This window comes from Kitasatospora sp. NPDC057500 (assembly GCF_042802195.1).
Taxonomy (GTDB): domain Bacteria; phylum Actinomycetota; class Actinomycetes; order Streptomycetales; family Streptomycetaceae; genus Kitasatospora.
Map to the genome: position 1 here is coordinate 52,563 of NZ_JBHVER010000007.1, position 18,749 is coordinate 71,311.

General features: G+C 74.1%; 13 protein-coding genes and 1 pseudogene. 9 read left to right on the top strand and 5 right to left on the bottom strand.

The features are described from left to right. Positions 1–259: 259 nt before the first annotated feature. The 3 genes from ACFU74_RS02950 to ACFU74_RS02960 form a co-directional block, all read right to left on the bottom strand. The gene (locus ACFU74_RS02950; protein WP_380750794.1) at positions 260–4,735 is read right to left on the bottom strand and encodes a DUF5979 domain-containing protein; all 4,476 of its coding nucleotides are present in this window, start codon (positions 4,733–4,735) and stop codon (positions 260–262) included. Between the two features lie 518 nt (positions 4,736–5,253). Continuing rightward, positions 5,254–6,678: a GH1 family beta-glucosidase gene (locus ACFU74_RS02955; RefSeq protein ID WP_380750797.1), complete on the bottom strand. Its 1,425-nt coding sequence runs from the start codon at positions 6,676–6,678 to the stop codon at positions 5,254–5,256. A 139-nt stretch (positions 6,679–6,817) separates the two neighbouring features. Beyond that, positions 6,818–7,381, bottom strand: coding sequence for a hypothetical protein (locus ACFU74_RS02960; RefSeq protein ID WP_380750800.1), 564 nt, complete (start codon positions 7,379–7,381; stop codon positions 6,818–6,820). A gap of 131 nt (positions 7,382–7,512) precedes the next feature. On the opposite strand from ACFU74_RS02960, the gene ACFU74_RS02965 reads away from it, so the two are divergent. From ACFU74_RS02965 to ACFU74_RS02975, 3 genes are all read left to right on the top strand, one after another. Beyond that, complete coding sequence (locus ACFU74_RS02965; RefSeq protein ID WP_380750803.1) at positions 7,513–8,142, top strand: TetR family transcriptional regulator; 630 nt, start codon at positions 7,513–7,515, stop codon at positions 8,140–8,142. A gap of 119 nt (positions 8,143–8,261) precedes the next feature. Beyond that, positions 8,262–8,456, top strand: coding sequence for a DUF1918 domain-containing protein (locus ACFU74_RS02970; protein ID WP_380750805.1), 195 nt, complete (start codon positions 8,262–8,264; stop codon positions 8,454–8,456). A 47-nt stretch (positions 8,457–8,503) separates the two neighbouring features. Next, positions 8,504–10,357: a SpoIIE family protein phosphatase gene (locus ACFU74_RS02975; protein ID WP_380750808.1), complete on the top strand. Its 1,854-nt coding sequence runs from the start codon at positions 8,504–8,506 to the stop codon at positions 10,355–10,357. Between the two features lie 3 nt (positions 10,358–10,360). On the opposite strand, the gene ACFU74_RS02980 is transcribed toward ACFU74_RS02975, so the two are convergent. Next, positions 10,361–11,104 (bottom strand): PIG-L deacetylase family protein, encoded by a 744-nt coding sequence (locus ACFU74_RS02980; protein ID WP_380750811.1) that lies wholly within the window; start codon positions 11,102–11,104, stop codon positions 10,361–10,363. A gap of 232 nt (positions 11,105–11,336) precedes the next feature. On the opposite strand from ACFU74_RS02980, the gene ACFU74_RS02985 reads away from it, so the two are divergent. The 6 genes and pseudogenes from ACFU74_RS02985 to ACFU74_RS03010 all read left to right on the top strand — a co-directional run bounded on the left by ACFU74_RS02985 (position 11,337) and on the right by ACFU74_RS03010 (position 17,263). Continuing rightward, positions 11,337–12,356: an MDR family NADP-dependent oxidoreductase gene (locus ACFU74_RS02985; protein WP_380750814.1), complete on the top strand. Its 1,020-nt coding sequence runs from the start codon at positions 11,337–11,339 to the stop codon at positions 12,354–12,356. A gap of 36 nt (positions 12,357–12,392) precedes the next feature. Further along, positions 12,393–12,773: a MerR family transcriptional regulator gene (locus ACFU74_RS02990; protein ID WP_380750861.1), complete on the top strand. Its 381-nt coding sequence runs from the start codon at positions 12,393–12,395 to the stop codon at positions 12,771–12,773. Positions 12,774–12,852: 79 nt separating this feature from the next. Further along, positions 12,853–13,512: an ArsR/SmtB family transcription factor gene (locus tag ACFU74_RS02995; RefSeq protein WP_380750817.1), complete on the top strand. Its 660-nt coding sequence runs from the start codon at positions 12,853–12,855 to the stop codon at positions 13,510–13,512. Continuing rightward, positions 13,509–14,804 (top strand): MFS transporter, encoded by a 1,296-nt coding sequence (locus tag ACFU74_RS03000; RefSeq protein ID WP_380750820.1) that lies wholly within the window; start codon positions 13,509–13,511, stop codon positions 14,802–14,804. Before ACFU74_RS02995 ends, ACFU74_RS03000 begins: the two co-directional genes overlap by 4 nt. Positions 14,805–14,842: 38 nt before the next feature. Further along, positions 14,843–15,112 (top strand): annotated as a pseudogene (locus ACFU74_RS03005) (dihydrofolate reductase family protein); the annotation flags it as partial. 105 nt (positions 15,113–15,217) lie between these two features. After that, positions 15,218–17,263 (top strand): FUSC family protein, encoded by a 2,046-nt coding sequence (locus ACFU74_RS03010; RefSeq protein WP_380750823.1) that lies wholly within the window; start codon positions 15,218–15,220, stop codon positions 17,261–17,263. Between the two features lie 39 nt (positions 17,264–17,302). Here ACFU74_RS03010 and ACFU74_RS03015 read toward each other — a convergent pair whose 3' ends face one another. After that, positions 17,303–18,709, bottom strand: a complete 1,407-nt coding sequence (locus tag ACFU74_RS03015) for an amidase (RefSeq protein WP_380750826.1) — start codon at positions 18,707–18,709, stop codon at positions 17,303–17,305. Positions 18,710–18,749: the final 40 nt, after the last annotated feature.

Below are 18,749 nucleotides of genomic sequence, written 5' to 3' on the forward strand. Positions count from 1 at the left end.
TAGGAGGCCTTCGGGGTGCGGCGTTGGGTGGTGAGGTCGACGTGAAGGCGGTTGCTGTGGTCCTTGTCGGAGCCGATACTGTCCGGCCTCGTGCGCGGCCTGCCACAGGTCGGCCTCAACACGAGGATCCTGTGCGTGACTGCTTCAGACGGGGGCGAACCTGGCGCGATGCCCGGGTGGGACGACCAACGCGGCGACGGCGAAGGACGGCGCCCGCCCCGGGGCGGGGCGGGCGCCGTGGTCTACAGGTAGACCGTCGTCAGCGGCGTCGCCTGCTGACGGACAGGACCAGGGCCGTTCCGGCGAGCAGGACCAGTGTCGCGTATCCGAGCACGGGCGCGATGGCCGCGCCGGAGTCCGCGAGCGCGTGACCGGGGTGGGGCGGGACTGGGTGGCTCGGACCGGGGTGGGTTGGGCCGGGGTGGCTCGGACTCGGCGACGGCGACGGGCTCGGTGGCGGCGACGACGAGGGGCTGGGCGACGGGCTCGGGCTCGGTGACGTCGGAGATGCCGACGGGCTGGGCGACGGCGACGGACTCGGCAGCGTCGGAGATGCCGACGGACTCGGCGATGGCGACGGGCTAGGTGACGGCGACGGACTCGGCGACGGGCTGGGCGACGACGAGGGGCTGGGCGACGGGCTCGGGCTCGGGCTCGGGCTGGGCGGCTCCACGGCCACCTGGGCGGTGGAGCCGGGCGAGGTCGCGGCCGCACCGTCGGGGGCGTGGCCCGTGGCGGTCGCGGTGTTCTCGATCCGCTGCTCCCACAGGTCGGCCTCGGTGACGGTGTAGGTGGCGGTGCAGGTCGCCGTCCCACCGGGGAGCAGTCGGGCGGTGTCGGCCGCCGGGCACACGGGTGTCGGCGCGGTGCCGTGGCCGTTGAACGCGGTTTCGGTCACGGTCACATCGGTGAGGGCCACGTTGCCGGTGTTGGTGACGGTGAAGGTGTAGTGGACGGTGTCGCCCGCCCGGTGGACGGTCGCCGGGGACGCGGTCTTCACCAGGGTCAGGGCCGGGGTGATCTGGGCGGGGTGGACGATGACGGTGGCATCGTCGGACACGGTTTGGCCGCCGGGGCCGGTGGCGCTCGCGGTGGCGGTGTTGGTGATCGATCCGGCGGTCACGTCCTGCGCGGTGACGGTGTAGGTGGCCGTGCAGGCGATGGCGACGCCTGGGGCGAGGGAGGCCGCCTCGGGCGGGCAGGTGATGGTCGGCGGGGTGCCGTGGCCGCTGAACGCGGTCTCCTGGACGCCGAGTCCGGTGAGGGTGACGTTGCCGGTGTTGGTGGCGAGGAACTGGTAGGTCACCGTGCTGCCTTCGACCGGCGGCGTCTCGGCGGAGCCCGCGGTCTTGGTCAGGCTGAGCGCGGGCGCGGCGGATGCGGTGACGGTGGCGCGGACCTCGGCGGAGACGGGGCTTTCGAAGCCGACGGGCGCCCGGCCGGCGGCGGTCGCGGTGTTGGTGATCGTGCCGACGTCGATGTCGGCCTGGGTGGTGGTGTAGACGGCGGTGCAGACCACGGAGTCGCCCGGTGCCAGGGTGAGCGCGGCGGCCGGGCAGTCGACCAGGGGCGCGCCGCCGGAGCCGGTGAACGCCGTCTCGTTGATGTGCACGTCGGTGAGCGTGACGCCGCCGGTGTTGGTGACGGTGAAGGAGTAGGACAGGGCGGTGCCCGCCCGGTCGACGGTGGTCGGGGAGACGCTCTTGGCGAGCAGGATGCCTGGCGCGGTGACGGTGCCCACGGTGGCGGTGGCCTCATTGCTCACCGGGTCGGGCCCGGTGGCCGCGGTGGCCGTCGCGGTGGCGGTGTTGGTGATCGATCCGGCGGTCACGTCCTGCGCGGTGACGGTGTAGGTGGCCGTACAGGTGGTGGCGGCGGCGGGGGCGAGGTCGGTGCTCTGGCAGACGGGGGCGGGTTTGGTGCCGCTGCCGGTGAAGACGCTCTCGTCAATCCTCAGACCGGTGACCGGGACGGTGCCGGTGTTGGCCACCTCGTACGTGTAGGTGACGGTGTCCCCGGTGGTCGCGGTGGCCCGGTCGACCTCCTTGGTGAGGCTCAGGACGGCGTTGTCGCCCAGCGGAGTGGAGCTGATGACCTGTTGGTCTGCCTGCGGCCCCAGGCTGTCGATGACGGTGGGGTTGATCACCGTCGGACCGGTGTAGTGCAGGCCGCCGGGCGGGGTCGGCGGCGGGTCCTCGGTGATGGTGCACTGCTGGCCGTCGTAGAAGGTGAGCGGTGCGGCGGTGGCGCCGCTCGCTCCGGCCGGAACGGTGACCGGCCAGGTCTGCGGTGCCTGGGTGCCGCAGGTGACCGTTCCGGTGAAGGTGAGCGGGGCGGGCAGGCCACCGGCGGGCAGGCCGGTGAGCTGCTTGACGACGGTGATGGTGGAGGCCGTGTTGAAGACCTGGAGCGAGACGGTGCTCTCGTTCGAGGCGGGGATGGCGTCGAGGAACGCGTCGGGACCGGTGGAGGACTGACCGGTCGCGGTGTTGGGGTAGGTGCCGGGGATCGGTCCGGCGGTGCCGGTGACGGTGATGGTGACGAAGTCCCGTCCGGCGCCGATCTGCGGGATCGTGGACGTCACGGTGCGGGTCACCGGGTCGAACGTCACCGGGCCGCACACCGAGGCGGGCGAGTTCGCCACGCAGGTCGCCGAGCCGTGGACGAAGGCGGTGGCCGGGGGCAGCGGGTCGGAGAACTCCACCGTCCTCGCCGTCTGCGGCGATCCGTTGGAGACCTTGATGGTGTAGGTGACGGCCTCTCCGGCCTGCACCGCGGCCGGCTCCACCGCCTTGTTGACGGCGATGTCCGCGCACGGGGCCGTCGCCGTGGTGCCGGCGGAGCTGCTTCCGGTGTTGACCATCGTCGTCGGGACGAAGAAGTTCGCGTTGTTGCCGACGATCGTGGCGGTGTTCGGGCAGGCCGCCAGCGGGGTCGGGTCGGCCGGGTCGATGGTCAGGACGACGGTCAGCTTGGCGCCGGGCGGGAACGCGCCCAGCTCACCGGAGTAGGCCGGCTGGCTGTCGCCGATCGTCCCGTCCTGGATGAACGACGGGCAGGACGCGCCGCCGGTGCCGTCGCAGGACACGATGTGCACGGCGTACGAGCGGAAGAGGGTCGTCGGCGAGCTGAGGTACTCCCGGATCGTGGACCCGTCCGCGGGGTTCGGCCCCTTGTTCTCGTACGTGACCGTGTACGTGTTGGGCATGCCCGGCAGGATCACCGTGTTGGCCTGCGTCTTGGTGACGGAGATCTCCGTCTGCGGGCAGGGCTCGGGCGTCAGCCCGGTCGCGCTGGTGTACGCCGTGCTGTCGCCGGTGTTGACCAGCGGCCTGGCGGTGAACAGTTGTGCGGTGTTGCCGATGATGTCGACCGTCGGATTCCTGCTGCACGTGGTGGGCGCGCCCGTCGGGTCGACCGTCATGACGACGGTCAGCGCGGCGCCGGGCGGGAACGCGCCCAGCTCGCCGGAGTAGACCATCGTGTTGTTGCCGGCCGTGGTGTCCTGGATGAACGACGGGCAGCTCACCCCGCCGGTGCCGTCACAGGACACGATGTGCACGGCGTAGGAGGTGAAGATCCGCTGCGTCGATTCCAGGTAGTCGCGGATGGTCGAGCCGTCCGCCGCGTTCGGGCCGTTGTTCCGGTAGGTGACCGTGTACGTGTTGGGCATGCCCGGCAGGATCTGCGTGTTGCTCTGCGTCTTGGTGACGGAGATGTCCGTCTGCGGGCACCGGCTCGGGGTGAGGCCGGTGGCCGAGACGAACGCCTGGCTGGACAGGGTGTTGGTCACACCGTTCGGCGTGAAGAAGTTGGCGGTGTTGCCGACGATGTCGGCGGTCGGCGCCGACGAGCACTCCGGCTCCGGACCGGACGGGTCCACCGTCATCACCACCGTCAGCGTCGCACCCGGCGGGAACGCCCCGGCCGGACCGGAGAAGATCATGGTGTTGTTGGTGGCCGTGGTGTCCATGATGAACGACGGGCAGCTCGCACCGCCGGTGCCGTCGCAGGACACGATGTGCACGGCGTACGACGTGTACAGCGACCTCGACGCGCTCATGTAGTCGCGGATCGTCGCACCGTCCGCCCAGCCGCTGCCCTCGTTGCTGAAGGTCACCGTGTAGGTGTTGGGCTGGCCCGGCAGGATCGTGGTCGACGACTGGGACTTGGTGACCCGCAGGCTCATCTGGTTGCTGACCGTCGTGCTGACCGAGCTGTCGTTGGAGCTCGGGTCCGTGTCCGTGGCCCCCGGCGGCGGGTCGATGTGGGAGGACGCCGTCACCGACGATGACGAGGGAGCCCCGAAGCGGCCGGTCACGGTCAGCGTCAGCACCCCGAGGTGCGGCAGGCTCACCGCCGTGCCCGAGACCTGGCTGTCCGACACGGTCAGCGAGGCGGGGCAGGCGGCGCCGGCGGCGGCCGAGCAGGTCGCCGCCACGTTCGTCGCGCCGGCCGGCAGCGTCACGGTGAACGGCGCTCCGTCGGCCGCGGTCAGCGCGTTGTTGCTCATGGTCACCGTGTAGGTGAACCCCTGGCCCGCGGACCCGCTGGTCGGCCCGGCGACGTTGGTCGTCACGTCGACCTCGACGGCCCGCTTCGCCCGCGGTGCCATCGGCGCGGGCGAAGCGGCCCGGGCAGCCGCGGCCGTCCGGCCGTCGGCCGGGCCCGGATCGGCCACGACCGCCGGCGGTACGGCGAGCACCACCGTTCCCCAGGTCAGCAGTGCGGCCACGAAGGACGCGCACCGTCTCCGCCGGTATCCCGACCACGTCCGAACCATGGCGATCCAGCCCTCCGTGCCGGCCGATCGGACCGGGCGGCCCCTGGAGCGTCGATCGGTCGATGAGTACGCAACGGCCCCACGTTCGCCCGCGGCCGCCGACACGCCCGACAGAGCGACGCGGACAAGCCGGTAAATCAGTCATATGAACCACCCGGAAGCCGGGGCTCGCCACCCGGTAGGGCGACCCGTCAGGCCCTCTCGGCGCGGATCGCCCTCTTCGCGCGCCGGACCGTGCGACACGCCGCGAACCCGCATCCCGACAAACCGATCAGCTGACCAAGACGATGAACACCGACCACGACTGGATCACCGCACCCGTCACCCCGGACCTCCTTCGCGGGTTCCTCGGCCTGGAACCGACCGCCCACGGCCAGCTGCCGCACCGGCGACCGCTCGCACCCCCACCCCACCCCCACCTGAGCCCGCCCCGCCCACCCCGTTGCGCTCCGGCCTTCACATGGGCACCCTCACCCTCGTTCGCCAGAGCCGTCGCCGACTACCCCGAGTGGCCGGTGGTGCAGTGAAGTCGGGGGCACTCCCGGCTTACTGTCGCCCGCTCCACTCCGCTCTCGGTGGGTGGCGATGAGGTCGCGGTACCAGGCGTAGGAGGCTCGGGGGGTCCGCTTCTGCGTGGCGAAGTCGACGTGGACGAGGCCGAAGCGTTGGTGGTAGCCCTCGGCCCATTCGTAGTTGTCGAGCAGGGACCAGGTGTAGTAGCCGCGGACGTCGGCGCCTTCGGTGATGGCGGTGGCCAGGGCGTCGAGGTGGGTGGCGAGGTAGGTGATGCGGGTGGGGTCGTCGGTGGGTTCGGGGGTGGAGCAGCCGTTCTCGGTGATGGTGATCGGGGGGAGGGTGTCGGGGTAGATGTCGCGGAGGTGGAGGAGGAGTTCGTGGAGGCCCTCGGGGAGGACGGGCCAGCCGAAGGCGGTGTGGGCGGGGGCTTCGGGGATGTCGAGGAGGGTGAAGGGGAGGGCGGGGTCGGTGGGGGCGCCGACCCGGGTGGGGTTGTAGTAGTTGACGCCGAGGCCGGTGAGGGGGGTGGCGGTGATGAGGTCGAGGTCGCCGGGGTGGACGGCGCCGTGGAGGTCGGGGCCGGTGCCGAAGGCGGTGAGGTCGGGGTAGCGGCCGAGGAGGAGGGGGTCGGTGAACAGGCGGTTGTGGAGGGCGTCGTAGGCCTGGGCGGCGGCGAGGTCGGCGGGGTCGGTGGAGGCGGGCCGGACGGGGGTGAGGTTGTTGGCGATCAGGACGTCGTGGCCGCGTTCGTGGAGGAGGGTGGCGGCCAGGCCGTGGGCGAGGAGTTGGTGGTGGGCGGCGGGGAGGGCGTCGAGCATCAGGGTGCGGCCGGGGGCGTGGATGCCGAGGGCGTAGCCGTAGACCATGTGCACGAAGGGCTCGTTGAGGGTGATCCAGGCGGGGACGCGGTCGCCGAGGCGGTCGAGGACGGTGGCGGTGTAGTCGGCGAAGCGGTGGGCGGTGTCGCGGTTCAGCCAGCCGCCGGTGTCTTCGAGGGCCTGCGGCAGGTCCCAGTGGAAGAGGGTCGGGAGCGGGGTGATGCCGGCGGCGAGGAGGGCGTCGACGAGGCGGTCGTAGAAGGCGAGGCCGGCCGGGTTCGCCGGGCCGGTGCCGGTGGGGTGGATGCGGGGCCAGGCGATGGAGAAGCGGTAGCCGTCCACGCCGAGGCCCCGGAGCAGCGCGATGTCCTCGGGCCAGCGGTGGTAGTGGTCGCAGGCCACGGCGCCGGTGTGGCCGTCGCGGACGGCGCCGGGGCGGGCGGCGAAGGTGTCCCAGACGGACGGGCCGCGGCCGTCCTCGTCGACGGCTCCCTCGATCTGGTGGGCGGCGGTGGAGACGCCCCAGCGGAATCCCGCCGGGAGGTCGAAACGGTCCGGCATCGCTGCAGTCCCCCTCGGCACAGGAATGTGAGGACTGCTCATGTTAATGGTCGGCGGCCCGGATGCCAGCGGATCCGCAGGATCGGCGGGATCCGCAGGACCGGCGGAGGCACCGGGCCGCCGAGGGGTGGGACGGGAGTCAGGCGAGGGTGGTGCCGCGGGTACGGGCGAGGGACTCCAGGCCGTAGCGGGTGACGTGTTCGGGGTTGGCCAGGTCGATGGTGCGGGTGCCCTCGGCGGCGAGGCGGGCGTTGACCTCGTCCAGGTGCTGCTGGACGAGGTGCTTCTCGGCGTCGGTGGTGCGGCCCTTGTGGGGGCGGCCGGCGTGTTCGAGGGTCGCGTAGTTGACCCGCTCCCGGGCGGACGCCGCGCCCGCGGGGGCGGTCTGGGCCGGGACGGCGCGGACGGCCCGTTCGGCGCCGCGCAGCACCTCGGCCATCGGGGTGGCCGTGGCGAGGCGGTCGAAGGCCTCGGCGGTCATGACGACGGTGTCCGGCTCGTCGCCGTTGGGGTAGTGCAGCTCCACCGTCACCAGGTCGAGCGCCAGGCCCGTGACGCCGGCCAGCTCCCCCGGGAGCGCCTCGATCTCGACCGGGCCGTCCACCAGGTCGGGGTGTTCGCGGACGACGATCCGCACCAGGTCGTCGTCGTTCTCCGCGTGCTTGCCGGTCAGGTCCGAGAACCTGATGATCTTCTGGCCCATGTCTTCCTCTCCCTGCCCCTGTCGATCAGCGCAGAGCCTAGCGGGGGCCGGGACGGCGGGCGGCGCGATCGGCCGGCCGGGATTGGCCCGCTGAACAGCGGATGGGGCACAGTGGCCACATGAACGGCCCCATGAGCGCGGACACGAGGAGCCGCCCGGTCACCGGGCGGCGGCAGCCGGTGCAGCAGCGCAGCCAGGAGCGCTACGAGCGGATCCTGGACGCCTGCGCCGCACTGCTCGACGAGGCCGGGGCGGCGGCGCTCACCACCAAGGAGGTGGCCCAGCGCGCGGAGGTGCCGATCGGCACGCTCTACCAGTTCTTCGCGGGCAAGGAGGACCTGCTCGCAGCACTCGCCTGCCGCAACCTCGGCCACTATCTGTACCGGCTCGACGACCGGCTGCGCTCCGAGGCCCCCGTCGGCCCGGACGGGTTCACCGATCTCGCGGTGGAGGAGTTCGTCGCGATGAAGCGCACCGTCCCCGGCTTCGGGCAGGTGGACTTCGGCGGCCGGGTGGTCTTCGGGGACAGCGAGGTGGACAACAACACGGCGGTCGCGCTGCGGCTCCAGGCGCTCGGCGGCGAACTCTTCGCGGCGGCCGACCCGGCGGCCCTCACGCTCAGCCTGCGGGTGGCCCTGGAGGCGGCGGACGCGGTGCTCAAGCTCGCCTTCCGCGACGACCCGCAGGGCGATCCGGTGATGATCGCCGAGTGCAAGCGGCTGGTCCGCTGCTACCTCGTCGAGCAGCTCGGCCGGCGCTGAACCAGGAGCCACGAGCCGTTGCGGGCCGGGCGTGCGGGCAGCACAGTGGAGACAGAGGAAGGCGGCGACGGCCGGCCCGACGGTCCCCGCCGTCCGCACAAACCCCGAGGAGCAAGACCATGCACGCAGCGGTAGGTGACCAGCTCCACATCCACAGCCGGGCGGTGGGCATGGTCGACCAGAAGGGCGAGATCGTCGAGGTGCGCGGTCCGGACGGCCAGCCGCCGTACGTGGTCCGCTTCGACGACGGTCACACCGGCCTGATCTACCCGGGTCCGGACTGCAACATCGAACCCCGCGAGGCGATCCACTGACGCCACCGGCCACCGCCCCGTGCCCGTCCGGCCCGGGGCGGTGAGTCGTGCCGCCCGCCGCGGACCTGCCGGGGCCGCTGGCCGCGCTGGCACCGCTGCTGGAGCAGTACGGCTACCCGGTGGTCGCCCTGTTCGTGCTGCTCGACAACTGCGGGATCCCGGCGCCCGGGCAGACCGTCCTGGTGCTGGCCGCGGTCTTCGCGGGCACCGGCCACCTGGACTTCGCCGCCGTGGTGGCGACCGCCTTCGCGGCGGCGGTGGCCGGCAACACCCTGGGCCACCTGATCGGCGCCACCGGCGGCCGTGCCTTCGTGCACCGCTGGGGGCGGTACGTGCTGCTCACGCCGGAGCGGACGGCCCGCGCGGAGGTGTTCTTCGCCCGGCACGGCGGCAAGGTGGTGACGCTCGCCCGGTTCGTCGACGGGCTGCGGCAGACCAACGGCATCGTCGCCGGGACCACCGGGATGCCGTGGCCCCGCTTCCAGGTGTTCAACGTGCTCGGCGCCGCGCTCTGGGTGGGCGTGTGGGCGAGCGTGGGGTACCTGGCCGGCGCCCACGTCGGCACGGTCTGGCGGACGGCGGTGCGCTACCAGCTGTGGCTGCTGGTAGCGCTCGGCGCCGTCGCCGTGCTGTTCGCGGTCCGCCACCTGCTGCACCGCGGCCTGCTGGACCGCGGCCTGCTGCACCGGCGACGGCGGGGAGGTGGACGGGCGCGGTTGCGGGGGCCGCACCGGCCGGTGAGCCTGGAAACGATCACCTGGGAGGCGAGGATGGCCGATGTCAGGACTGGCCCGGGCCCCGGGTCCGGGGAGGTGCACCGGGCGCCCGCCGACCGGACCGTCGTCCTGGCCGTGCTCGCCGCCACCCTGGTGGTCCTGGGCGCGCAGGCGGCGGGCGGCACCAACGCCCGGCTGGTGCTGCTGCTGGTGTTCGTCCCCGCCCTGCTGGCCGGTCTGGGCACGCTCGCCCAGACCGTCGGTGCGGCGGTCTGGGTCACCACCGTCATCATCGTCAGCTCGGTGTTCTTCCCACCGGAGTCGATCAACGGCCGGGCGCTGACGGTGGCCACCGTCGTCGGTGCCTCCGCCGTCGCCGTGCTGCTCTGCGCCCGCCGGATCCGGCGCGAACGCGAGCTCCACCGGATGCGGCAGAGCGCCGTCGCCCTCCAGCGCCAACTCCTGCGCCCGCTGCCCGCGCTGACCTCCGACGTGCTGCTGCACGGCCGCTACCGGCCGATCGAGGAGGACGCCATGGTCGGCGGCGACCTCTACGACATCGCCGAGACGCCGTACGGCACCCGGGTCGTCATCGGCGACGTCCAGGGCAAGGGCCTGCCCGCGATCGGCACCGGCTTCGCCGTGCTCGGCGCCTTCCGCGAGGCGGCCTTCCGCGAGCCCGCGCTCACCGACGTCGCGCTCGCCCTGGAGAACGCGGTCACCCGGCACAACGCGTACGCGGCGCAGAGCGGCGAGGCCGAGCGCTTCGTCACCGCGACCGTGCTCTGCCTGGACCGCGGCCACGGCCTCGGCGTGCAGGCCGTCAACTGCGGCCACCTCGCCCCGTACCTGCTCGCCGGCGGGCGCGCGGAGGCCGTGCCGCTGGCGGCCGGCGTGCCGCTCGGGCTCGCCGACCTCGCCGGGGAGGTGCGGACCGTCCAGTGGTTCGACCTCCCCGCCGACGGGACGCTGCTGATGTTCACCGACGGGGTCACCGAGGCGGCGGACCGTGACGGCGTCTTCTACCCGGTCGAGCAGCGGTTGCGCACCCTGCTCGACCGCACCCCGGACCGGCTCCCGGAGGCCGTCGACGAGGACGTCACCCGCCACAGCCGCGGCCGCCGGCGCGACGACCTCACAGTCCTCGCCCTGCGCCGCAACCCCTCCGCCGACTCGGCTCGCTAAGACCTACCTCAGCGGGAAGACCTCGAAGGCGACGGCGAAGCGCGTCCCGAGCCGGGTGCCCGCTCCGCGGCCGGCGCCCTCCAGGAAGCCGCGGGCGTCCGACATCCCGCCGCCGAGGCCGGCCAGGTACGCCTTGTGGGCCTCCAGCGAGGCGACGCCGCGGTCGAAGTGCTCGGTGGTGTCCACCGCGTGGGCCGACTCGGGCGAGGACGCCGCCCAGATCTGCCGGACGCCGTTCCACGGCTCGTGGCCCTCGTCGACCAGCTCGCGGAAGACCCAGCGGTTGCCCGCGTCCCGCACCGCGTCCAGGGTGGCCCGGCCGACGGCAATGTGGTCGGCCTGGTTGAGGAAGACCCCGCCCCAGGTGTCGCGGAAGTTGCTGGTGATCACGATGTCCGGGCGGTGCCGGCGGACGGCTCGGGCGATGTCGCGGCGCAGCGGCAGGCCGTACTCGACGACGCCGTCCGGGTGGCCGAGGAACTCCACGGTGTCGACGCCGACGACGGCGGCGGAGGCGATCTGCTCGGCCTCGCGCAGCGGGCCGCACTGCTCGGGGTCCATGCCGTCGATGCCGGCCTCGCCGCTGGTGACCATCACGTAGACGACCTTCTTGCCCTGGTCCGTCCAACGGGCTACGGCGGCGGCACCGCCGTACTCCATGTCGTCGGGGTGGGCGACGACCACCAGGGCGGTCTGCCAGTCCTCGTCGACGGGCTCGAAGGGCGCGGGTGCCTGCTGCTCGGTCATGGTGGTGCTGCCTCTCCGTGGTGCCGGTGCGTGCAGTGGTGCAGTGGTGCAGTGGTGAAGCCGTTCGGTCGTGCGGTCGTACGGGCATTCGGTCGTACCGGACGCGACTCTAGAAGATCACCGAACCCGCCGCCGGGCGATCGCGGCGCACGGAGTGACGCGCTTGCCCTTGACGCGCACGTCAGGGGTTAGCGTCCACGCACCGCACGTCCTCACCTCCTGGAGGCCGCTCATGCCGTCACTGCCCGCCACCGCCCGCGAGGTCCGCCTCGTCGCCGTCCCCGACGGCCTGCCCACCCCCGACACCTTCGCCCTGGCCGAGGCCCCGCTGCCCGCCCCGGGCCCGGACCAGGTACTCGTCCGCAACCGGGCCTTCCTGGTCTACCCCGGCCTGCGCACCCTCGTCGGCGGCGCGGTCGAAGGCGCGCCGTTCACGTTCCGGCCGGGCGACCCGCTGGCCGGGCCCGCGGTCGGCGAGGTACTGGCCGCGCCGGCCGACAGCCCGCTGCGGCCGGGCGACCTCGTCACCCACCTGCTCGGCTGGCGCGACCACGCGGTGGCCGAGGCCGCCGCGTTCACCCGGGTGGACGACGGCTTCCCCGACCCTCTCGCCCTGCTCTCCCCCGGCCTCGCCGCGTACGGCGCGCTGACCCGCGCGGCGCGGGTGCGCGAGGGAGACGTCGTACTGGTCACCGGCGCGGCGGGGGCGATCGGCACGGTGGCCGGGCAGATGGCCCGGCTGCTCGGGGCCGGCCGGGTGATCGGCACCGCCGGCTCGGCCGCCAAGGCGAAGCGGCTGACCGAGGAGTTCGGCTACGACGCCGTGCTGGTGCGCGGGGAGGGCCCGATCGCCGACCGGCTGGCCGCGGCCGCCCCGGACGGCATCGACGTGCTGCTGGACATGGTCGGCGGCGAGCAGCTGACGGCGGCCGTCGACGCGGCCCGGCCGGGGGCGCGGTTCGCGCTGATCGGGGCGCTCGGCGGGCAGATGGATCCGGCGCGCCGCGGCGCCGACGCTCCCGCCGTGGTGGACACCTTCCGGCTGCTCACCCACAGCGTCACCGTGCACGGCATCGACGGGCAGCAGTACGCGGAGCTGGAGCCGGAGTGGTGCGACCGGCTCGGCGAGTGGCTGCGCGCCGGTCGGCTGACCGTCCCGATGACGGTCCTGCCGGGCATCGAGCAGGCCCCCGGAGCGTTGTCCCGGCTGATCGACGGTGACGTCTTCGGCGTCATGGTCGTCGAACTGTAGGCGGGACGCACCCGGGGAGGACGGATGACGGTCCGGATGAGGATCGGCGACGCGGCGGCGGCCGCGGGTACCACACCGCGGGCGCTGCGCTTCTACGAGGAGCGGGGCCTGCTTCCGCCGCCCGTCCGCACCGCCGCCGGCCAACGCGAGTACGGGCCGGACACGGTGACCCGGGTGCGGGTGATCCGCACGCTGCTGGCGCTCGGGCTGACGGTCGAGGACCTGGCGAGCCGGGCGCACCGGTTGGACATGCTCGCCGAGGACCCGCCGCGCAGTTGCGCGTCCACCGGCGAGTACGGGCCGGACACCTTCGAGCCGGTGATCGAGCAGCGGCTCGCCGTCCTGGACGCGGAGATCGCCCGGCTGACCCGGCTGCGCGAGAGCCTGGCCCGGCACACCGGGTCCGCCATCCCGTAGGCCGAACTCGGGGAAACTTCCAGAGAGTTCTCTGCAGACACCCCTATGCAGAGAACTCTCTGGACCCTACGATCCAGGCATGCCCACCGAAGAACCCGTCCAGCCCGAACGGCCGACGCGCCGGCTCGACGCGCGCAGCCTGCGCGGGCTCGCGCACCCCCTGCGAATGAAGATCTTCGAACTGCTGAACCTCGACGGCCCGGCGACCGCCACCCGGCTCGCCGAGCGGCTCGGCGAGAACACCGGCACCGTCAGCTGGCACCTGCGCCACCTCGCCGAGCACGGGTTCATCGAGGAGGAGACCGGGCGGGGCACCAAGCGCGAGCGCTGGTGGCGGCGCGTCCCCGTCACCAACCGCCTCGAAACCACCGACTTCCGGGACGACCCGGACACCCGTGGCGCGGTCTCGCTCTACCTGCACGAACTCGTCGGGCAGTACTTCAACCGGATCAACACCTACATCACCGAGGACTGGCCGGACGAGTGGCGCAACGCCGGCACCATCTCGGACTGGAGCCGGCTGCAGCTGACTCCGGACCAGCTCCACGCGCTCAACGACGAACTGTTCGCCGTCATCCAGCGTCACCTGCCGGACGAGAACGCCGAGCCCGACCCCGCGGCGCTGCCGGTCGTCCTCCAGCTCCAGTCCTTCCCCCGCCGCCCCGACCGGCCCGGCGGCATCGCGAACGCCGACGACGGGCAAGGGAGCGCCGACGACGGACAGGGGAGCGCCGAGTGAGCCGCGACGCCACCGCCCCCCGCGGCCTGCTGCGCCGCCACCGCGACTTCCGGCTGCTCTGGTGCGGCGAGACGGCCGGCAAGTTCGGCGCCTCCGTCACCGGCGTCGCCATGCCGCTGATCGCCGTCTCCGAACTGCACGCCTCCACCTTCGAGATCGGCCTGCTCAGCGCCGCCTCCTGGGCGCCCTGGCTGGTCATGGGGCTACCGGCGGGCGTCTGGGTGGACCGCTTACGGCGCCGTCCGGTCATGCTGGCCGCCGCGGGCGTCTCGCTCGCGCTGTTCGCCGCCGTCCCGATCGCCGGGTGGGCGGGCCGGCTGAGCGTCGGACTGCTGCTGGCCGTCGCCCTGCTCACCGGCACCGCCGCCGTCTTCTTCCAGACCGCCTACACCGCCTACCTGCCCGACCTGCTCTCCCCCGCCGACCAGCCCGAGGGCAACGCCAAGCTGCACGGCAGCGCCTCCGCCGCCCAGATCGCCGGCCTCGGCTCCGGCGGCCTGATCGCCCAACTCGCGGGCGCCGCCAACGGCATGTTCGCGAACGCCGCGACCTTCCTGGTGTCCCTGCTCTGCCTGGGCCGCATCCGGCACCGCGAGACGCCGCCCCGGCCGGCCGCCGAGCGCGATCTGCGCCGCGAGGTCGGCGAGGGCCTGCGACTGCTCGCCGGGGACCCCTGGATGCGCACCTTCACCCTGTTCGGCGCCGCCTCCAACCTGGCGCTGATGGGCTACCAGTCGATCCAGGTCGCCTTCCTGGTCCGCGAGGTCGGGCTCGCCCCGGGCACCGTCGGCGGACTGATCGCGGCGGCGGGCAGCGGCGGCGTCCTCGGCGCGTTCGCGGCCCGTCGGGTGGCCGCCCGGATCGGCACGGCCCGGGCGATGATCCTCTTCGAGCTGGGCCTGCCCTCGCTCGCCCTGCTCATCCCGCTCACCGGCACCGGCGCGGGCGTGCTCTGCTACGCCGTCGGCGGGTTCAGCGTCGCGGCGGGCGTGGTCGCCGGGAACGTCATCAAGTCCGGTTTCCAGCAGCGCTACTGCCCGCCCGAGCTGCTCGGCCGGATCGCCGCGAGCGCGGCCGTCCTCAGCTACGGCACCATCCCGCTCGGCGCCCTCCTCGCCGGCGCACTCGGCACCGCGCTCGGCCTGCGCCCCGCCCTGTGGATCACCACCGCCGGCGTGCCCCTGGCGGCGCTCGTCCTCCTCCTCTCCCCCATCGGCCGCACCCGCGACCTCCCCACCGCCCCCCGCTCGCCCGCGAGCCCCACCCTGGCCCCCTCACCCGCCACCGCCTGACCGCGCCGCACCCCCAACGCGGCGCCACCCGGCTGTCCCGCCACTTCGTCGACGGCGTCGAGGCCGCCGTGGCCAGGGCGCAGGAGCTCGCGGGCGATCGCGTGGTCGAGGTCGCCGCCGGCGAGGTCGGCGGCCAAGTGCTTGCCGCAGGCCTGATCGACGAGGTGCGCATGGACGTCGTACCCGTCGTGTCCGGCTCCGGCAAGCGCTACTTCGGGTCGGTCCACGCGCAGCACCTGCTGGAGGATCCTGACGTGGTGATCCAGGGCAACCCGGTGCTTCACCTGCGCTACCGGGTGCGTCGCTGACCGATCCGAGCGGGTGCGCGAAGCAGTCCGCTGCGAACCGTGGCACCGGATGGGGCGTGCGTGCCGCGGCCGGGAGGCGCGGACGCGGGGCCGTAGGTTGACGGCATGACACAGGATGACGCGCCGGGTGGCCGGCTCTCCCCTCCGAAGTGGCTGACCGCCGGGATGCGGCCGCAACCGGCGGCGGTGCCGTGGGCCGCGGTGGCCCGGGCCGCCGTGGCGCTGGCGGCGCCGCTGGCCGTCGGACTGGCGGCGGGGCGACCGGCGTACGGGGCGCTGGTGTCGATGGGCGCGCTGTCCGCCGTGATCGGCGACACCGCCGACGCCTACCGGATGCGGGTCTTCAACATCGCCGTGCCGCAGTTGTTCGGCGCGGCGGGGGTCGCCCTCGGCACCCTGGTGTTCGGGCGCGAGTGGGCCGCGGTCGCCGTCCTGACGCTGGTCGCGCTGGTCTCCGGGATGATCTCCTCGATCGGCTCGGTCGCCTCCGTCTCCGGTCTGCTGCTCCTGCTCAACGCCGTCGTCGGGGCGGGTCTGCCGATGCCGCACCCGTGGTGGAAGGCACCGCTGCTGCTGCTCGCCGGCGGGGCGGTGGTGCTGCTGCTCACGCTGTTCGCCTGGCCGCTGCGCGGCGGCCTGCCGGAGCGGGCGGCGGTGGCCGACAGCTACCGGGCCGTCGCCGCTTTCGTCCGCGCCGCCGGCACCCCGGAGCACGACGAACGGCGGCTGGCCGTCACCCGGTCGCTCAACGCCTCCTACGACCTGCTGCTCGCCCACCGCACCCGCCGGCACGGGCGCTCCCCCGGGCTGGCCCACCTGATCGCCCGGCTCAACGCGCTGATACCGGTCGTCGAGGCGGCCTCCGCCGCGAAACTGCGCCCGGCCCGGCTCGGCCCGCTGCCGGAGGCCTACCCGGCCGCCGTCCTGACGCTCGCCGACGCCGTCGAACGCGGCCGGACCGCCACCGCCCCCGCCCCCTCGCCCGCCGGCGCCGGCGCACCGGGCGACGACCCCGCCGCCCTCCTCGCCCTGCCTGCGCCCACCGGCCCGTCGGAACGGGCACTCGACCAGGCCCTGCGCTACGCGGCCGCCGTCGGCGCCGAGCCAGGTCCTGCGGACGCCGCCGTCCCCGACCGGCTCGGCCGCCCCGCCGCCCCCGGCGAGCGGGCCCGGCGCACCGCGCGGGCGGCGCTGCTCTCCGGCGCGTCCTGGCGGTACGGGCTGCGGCTGGCGCTCTGCATCGGCCTGGCCCAGGCGCTGGTCTCGGTGCTGCCGGTGCCCCGCTCGTACTGGGTCGCGCTGACCGTCACCTTCGTCCTGAAGCCGGACTTCGGCTCGGTGTTCTCGCGCGCCGTGCTGCGCGCCTTCGGCACCGCGCTCGGCCTGCTGGTCGCCATCCCGGTGCTCGCCGAGGTGCCGCGCGGCTGGTGGGACGTGCCGACCGTCGCAGTGCTGGCGGCGCTGGTCCCGGCGTTCTCGGCGAAGGGCTACGCCTTCCAGACGGCGGCCATCACGCCGGTCATCCTGCTGCTCTCCGACCTGCTCAACCACGAGGGCTTCGGCCTGGTGCTGCCCCGGCTGTACGACTCGCTGATCGGCTGCGGGATCGCGCTGCTGGCCGGCTACCTGTGCTGGCCGGAGTCCTGGCACACCCGGATCGGCGACCGGCTGGCCGACGCCGTCGCGGACGCCTCCGCGTACGTGGCGCTGGCCTTCGCCGGCGCCCCCGGACGCGACCAGCCGTCCCGGCCGCGCCGGCGCAGGCGGCTCTACCGTGACCTGTCGGCGGTCCGCTCCGAGTTCCAGCGCGCGCTCACCGAGCCGCCGCCGACCGGCACCCGGGCGGCGGCCTGGTGGCCGCTGGTGATCGCGGTGGAGCGGGTGGTGGAGGCGACCACCGCGACCCGGGTGCGGATCGAGCACGGGGTCCTGGCGCCGGCGCCGCAGGAGGTCGCCGCCATCGCCGACGACCTCGCCGCCCTCGCCGAGGCGCTGCGCACCGGCACGCCACTGCCCGCGCCGCCCGAGGACACACCCATCGGCGACGCACCCGCCGGCGACGCGCCCGCCGCACCCGCCGACGACGTCCTCGCCCCGCTGCGCCGCGAGGTCCGCGCGGCCTGCGCCATCGCCTCCCCGGTGCTCGGCTGACGGACGGAAGGAGGACGGAAGGAGGGGCGCCGGGCGCGCTCAGTCCTGGATCCGCCGCCACGGCCGGTCCGCCTCCAGGGCGAACGCCAGCTCCAGGAGCACCCGTTCCTCCCCGTGGGCCGCCGAGAGGTGGACGCCGATCGGCAGGCCCTCGGGGCTCGCGCCGGCCGGCAGGGCGACGGCGGGGCCGCCGGTGACGTTGTTGACCGGGGTGAAGGCGACGTAGCGGGTGAGCCGCTCGATCAGTTCCTCGAACACGACGTTCGGACTCAGGTGGCCGATCGGCGGCGCCACGTGCGCCAGCACCGGCGAGAGGATCACGTCGTGCGTGCGGAACATGTCCGCGTACGTCCGCTCGGCCGCGCGCAGCCGCCGCAGCACGCCCGGCACCCGGGCGAACTCGCGGTGGAAGACCCGCCGCAGGCCGGTGGTGAGCCCGTCCAGCCGGGCCGCCCGGAAGCCGGGGTCGACGGTCAGCCGGCCGGTGGTCGCGATCAGGAAGGCGATGTAGCCCCAGTAGAGGATGAAGTCCCGGGAGAACTCCGCCCCGAACGGCAGTCGCACCGGCGTCACCTCGTGGCCCAGCGCGGCGAGCCGGGCGGCCGTCTCCTCGACCGCCGCCCGGGTCGGGCCGTCGGTGGGCGCCGTCGGGGAGTCCAGCACCAGACCGATCCGCAGCCGCCGCGTGCCGGGGCCCTCGACCAGGCCGAGCGGGGGCAGCGCGGGGTTGCGGTGGTGGCGTTCGGCGGCGGCGAAGAACGCGGCGGTGTCGCGGACGGAGCGGGTCAGCACGCCGTCGGTGACCAGGTCGACCGGCAGCCGGCGGCCCTGGGCGTTGGGCACCAGCCGGCCGCGGGTGGGCTTGAGGCCGACCAGGCCGCAGCAGGCGGCGGGGATCCGGATCGAGCCGCCGCCGTCGTTGGCGTGCGCGATCGGGACGACGCCGGAGGCGACCAGCGCCGCCGCGCCGCCGGAGGAGGCGCCCGGGGAGTGCGAGGTCCGCCACGGGTTGCGGACCGGGCGGGCGGTGGCGTACTCGGTGGAGGCGTTGAGGCCGAACTCCGGCAGCCTGGTCTTGCCGAGCACGGACAGACCGGTGCCGAGGAACTGCTCGGCGAAGCCGGCGGTGCGGCGGGCGGGCTTGGCTCGGAAGGCCGAACTGCCCTGGCCGGTGGGCATGCCGCGCAGGTCGGTGTTGTCCTTGAGATAGCTGGGCACGCCGTACAGCGGCGCGTGCGCCTCCGACCCGTCCGCGCCGTGCGGCCGCCCGTACGCGGCGAAGGCGACCGGGGCGAGCGCCGCGTCGACCCGTCGGGCGCGGGCCGCGGCGGCCGCCGCCAGTTCGGCGGGGCTCACCTCGCCGGACCGCACCAGGGTGGCCAGGGCCACCGCGTCGTGCTCCCCCAGCGCGTCGTCCCCGTAGGCGTGCACCCGCTCGTCGGCCATCCGGACTCCCCATCCCTGCCAGTCGGTGGCGGCACCCGCC

Excerpts from the sequence above, each read along its gene's own strand:
- ACFU74_RS02955 (WP_380750797.1), bottom strand. The coding sequence starts at position 6,678 with ATGCCGGACCGTTTCGACCTCCCGGCGGGATTCCGCTGGGGCGTCTCC.
- ACFU74_RS02960 (WP_380750800.1), bottom strand. The coding sequence starts at position 7,381 with ATGGGCCAGAAGATCATCAGGTTCTCGGACCTGACCGGCAAGCACGCG.
- ACFU74_RS02965 (WP_380750803.1), top strand. The coding sequence starts at position 7,513 with ATGAGCGCGGACACGAGGAGCCGCCCGGTCACCGGGCGGCGGCAGCCG.
- ACFU74_RS02970 (WP_380750805.1), top strand. The coding sequence starts at position 8,262 with ATGCACGCAGCGGTAGGTGACCAGCTCCACATCCACAGCCGGGCGGTG.
- ACFU74_RS02980 (WP_380750811.1), bottom strand. The coding sequence starts at position 11,104 with ATGACCGAGCAGCAGGCACCCGCGCCCTTCGAGCCCGTCGACGAGGAC.
- ACFU74_RS02985 (WP_380750814.1), top strand. The coding sequence starts at position 11,337 with ATGCCGTCACTGCCCGCCACCGCCCGCGAGGTCCGCCTCGTCGCCGTC.
- ACFU74_RS02990 (WP_380750861.1), top strand. The coding sequence starts at position 12,393 with ATGAGGATCGGCGACGCGGCGGCGGCCGCGGGTACCACACCGCGGGCG.
- ACFU74_RS02995 (WP_380750817.1), top strand. The coding sequence starts at position 12,853 with ATGCCCACCGAAGAACCCGTCCAGCCCGAACGGCCGACGCGCCGGCTC.
- ACFU74_RS03010 (WP_380750823.1), top strand. The coding sequence starts at position 15,218 with ATGACACAGGATGACGCGCCGGGTGGCCGGCTCTCCCCTCCGAAGTGG.
- ACFU74_RS03015 (WP_380750826.1), bottom strand. The coding sequence starts at position 18,709 with ATGGCCGACGAGCGGGTGCACGCCTACGGGGACGACGCGCTGGGGGAG.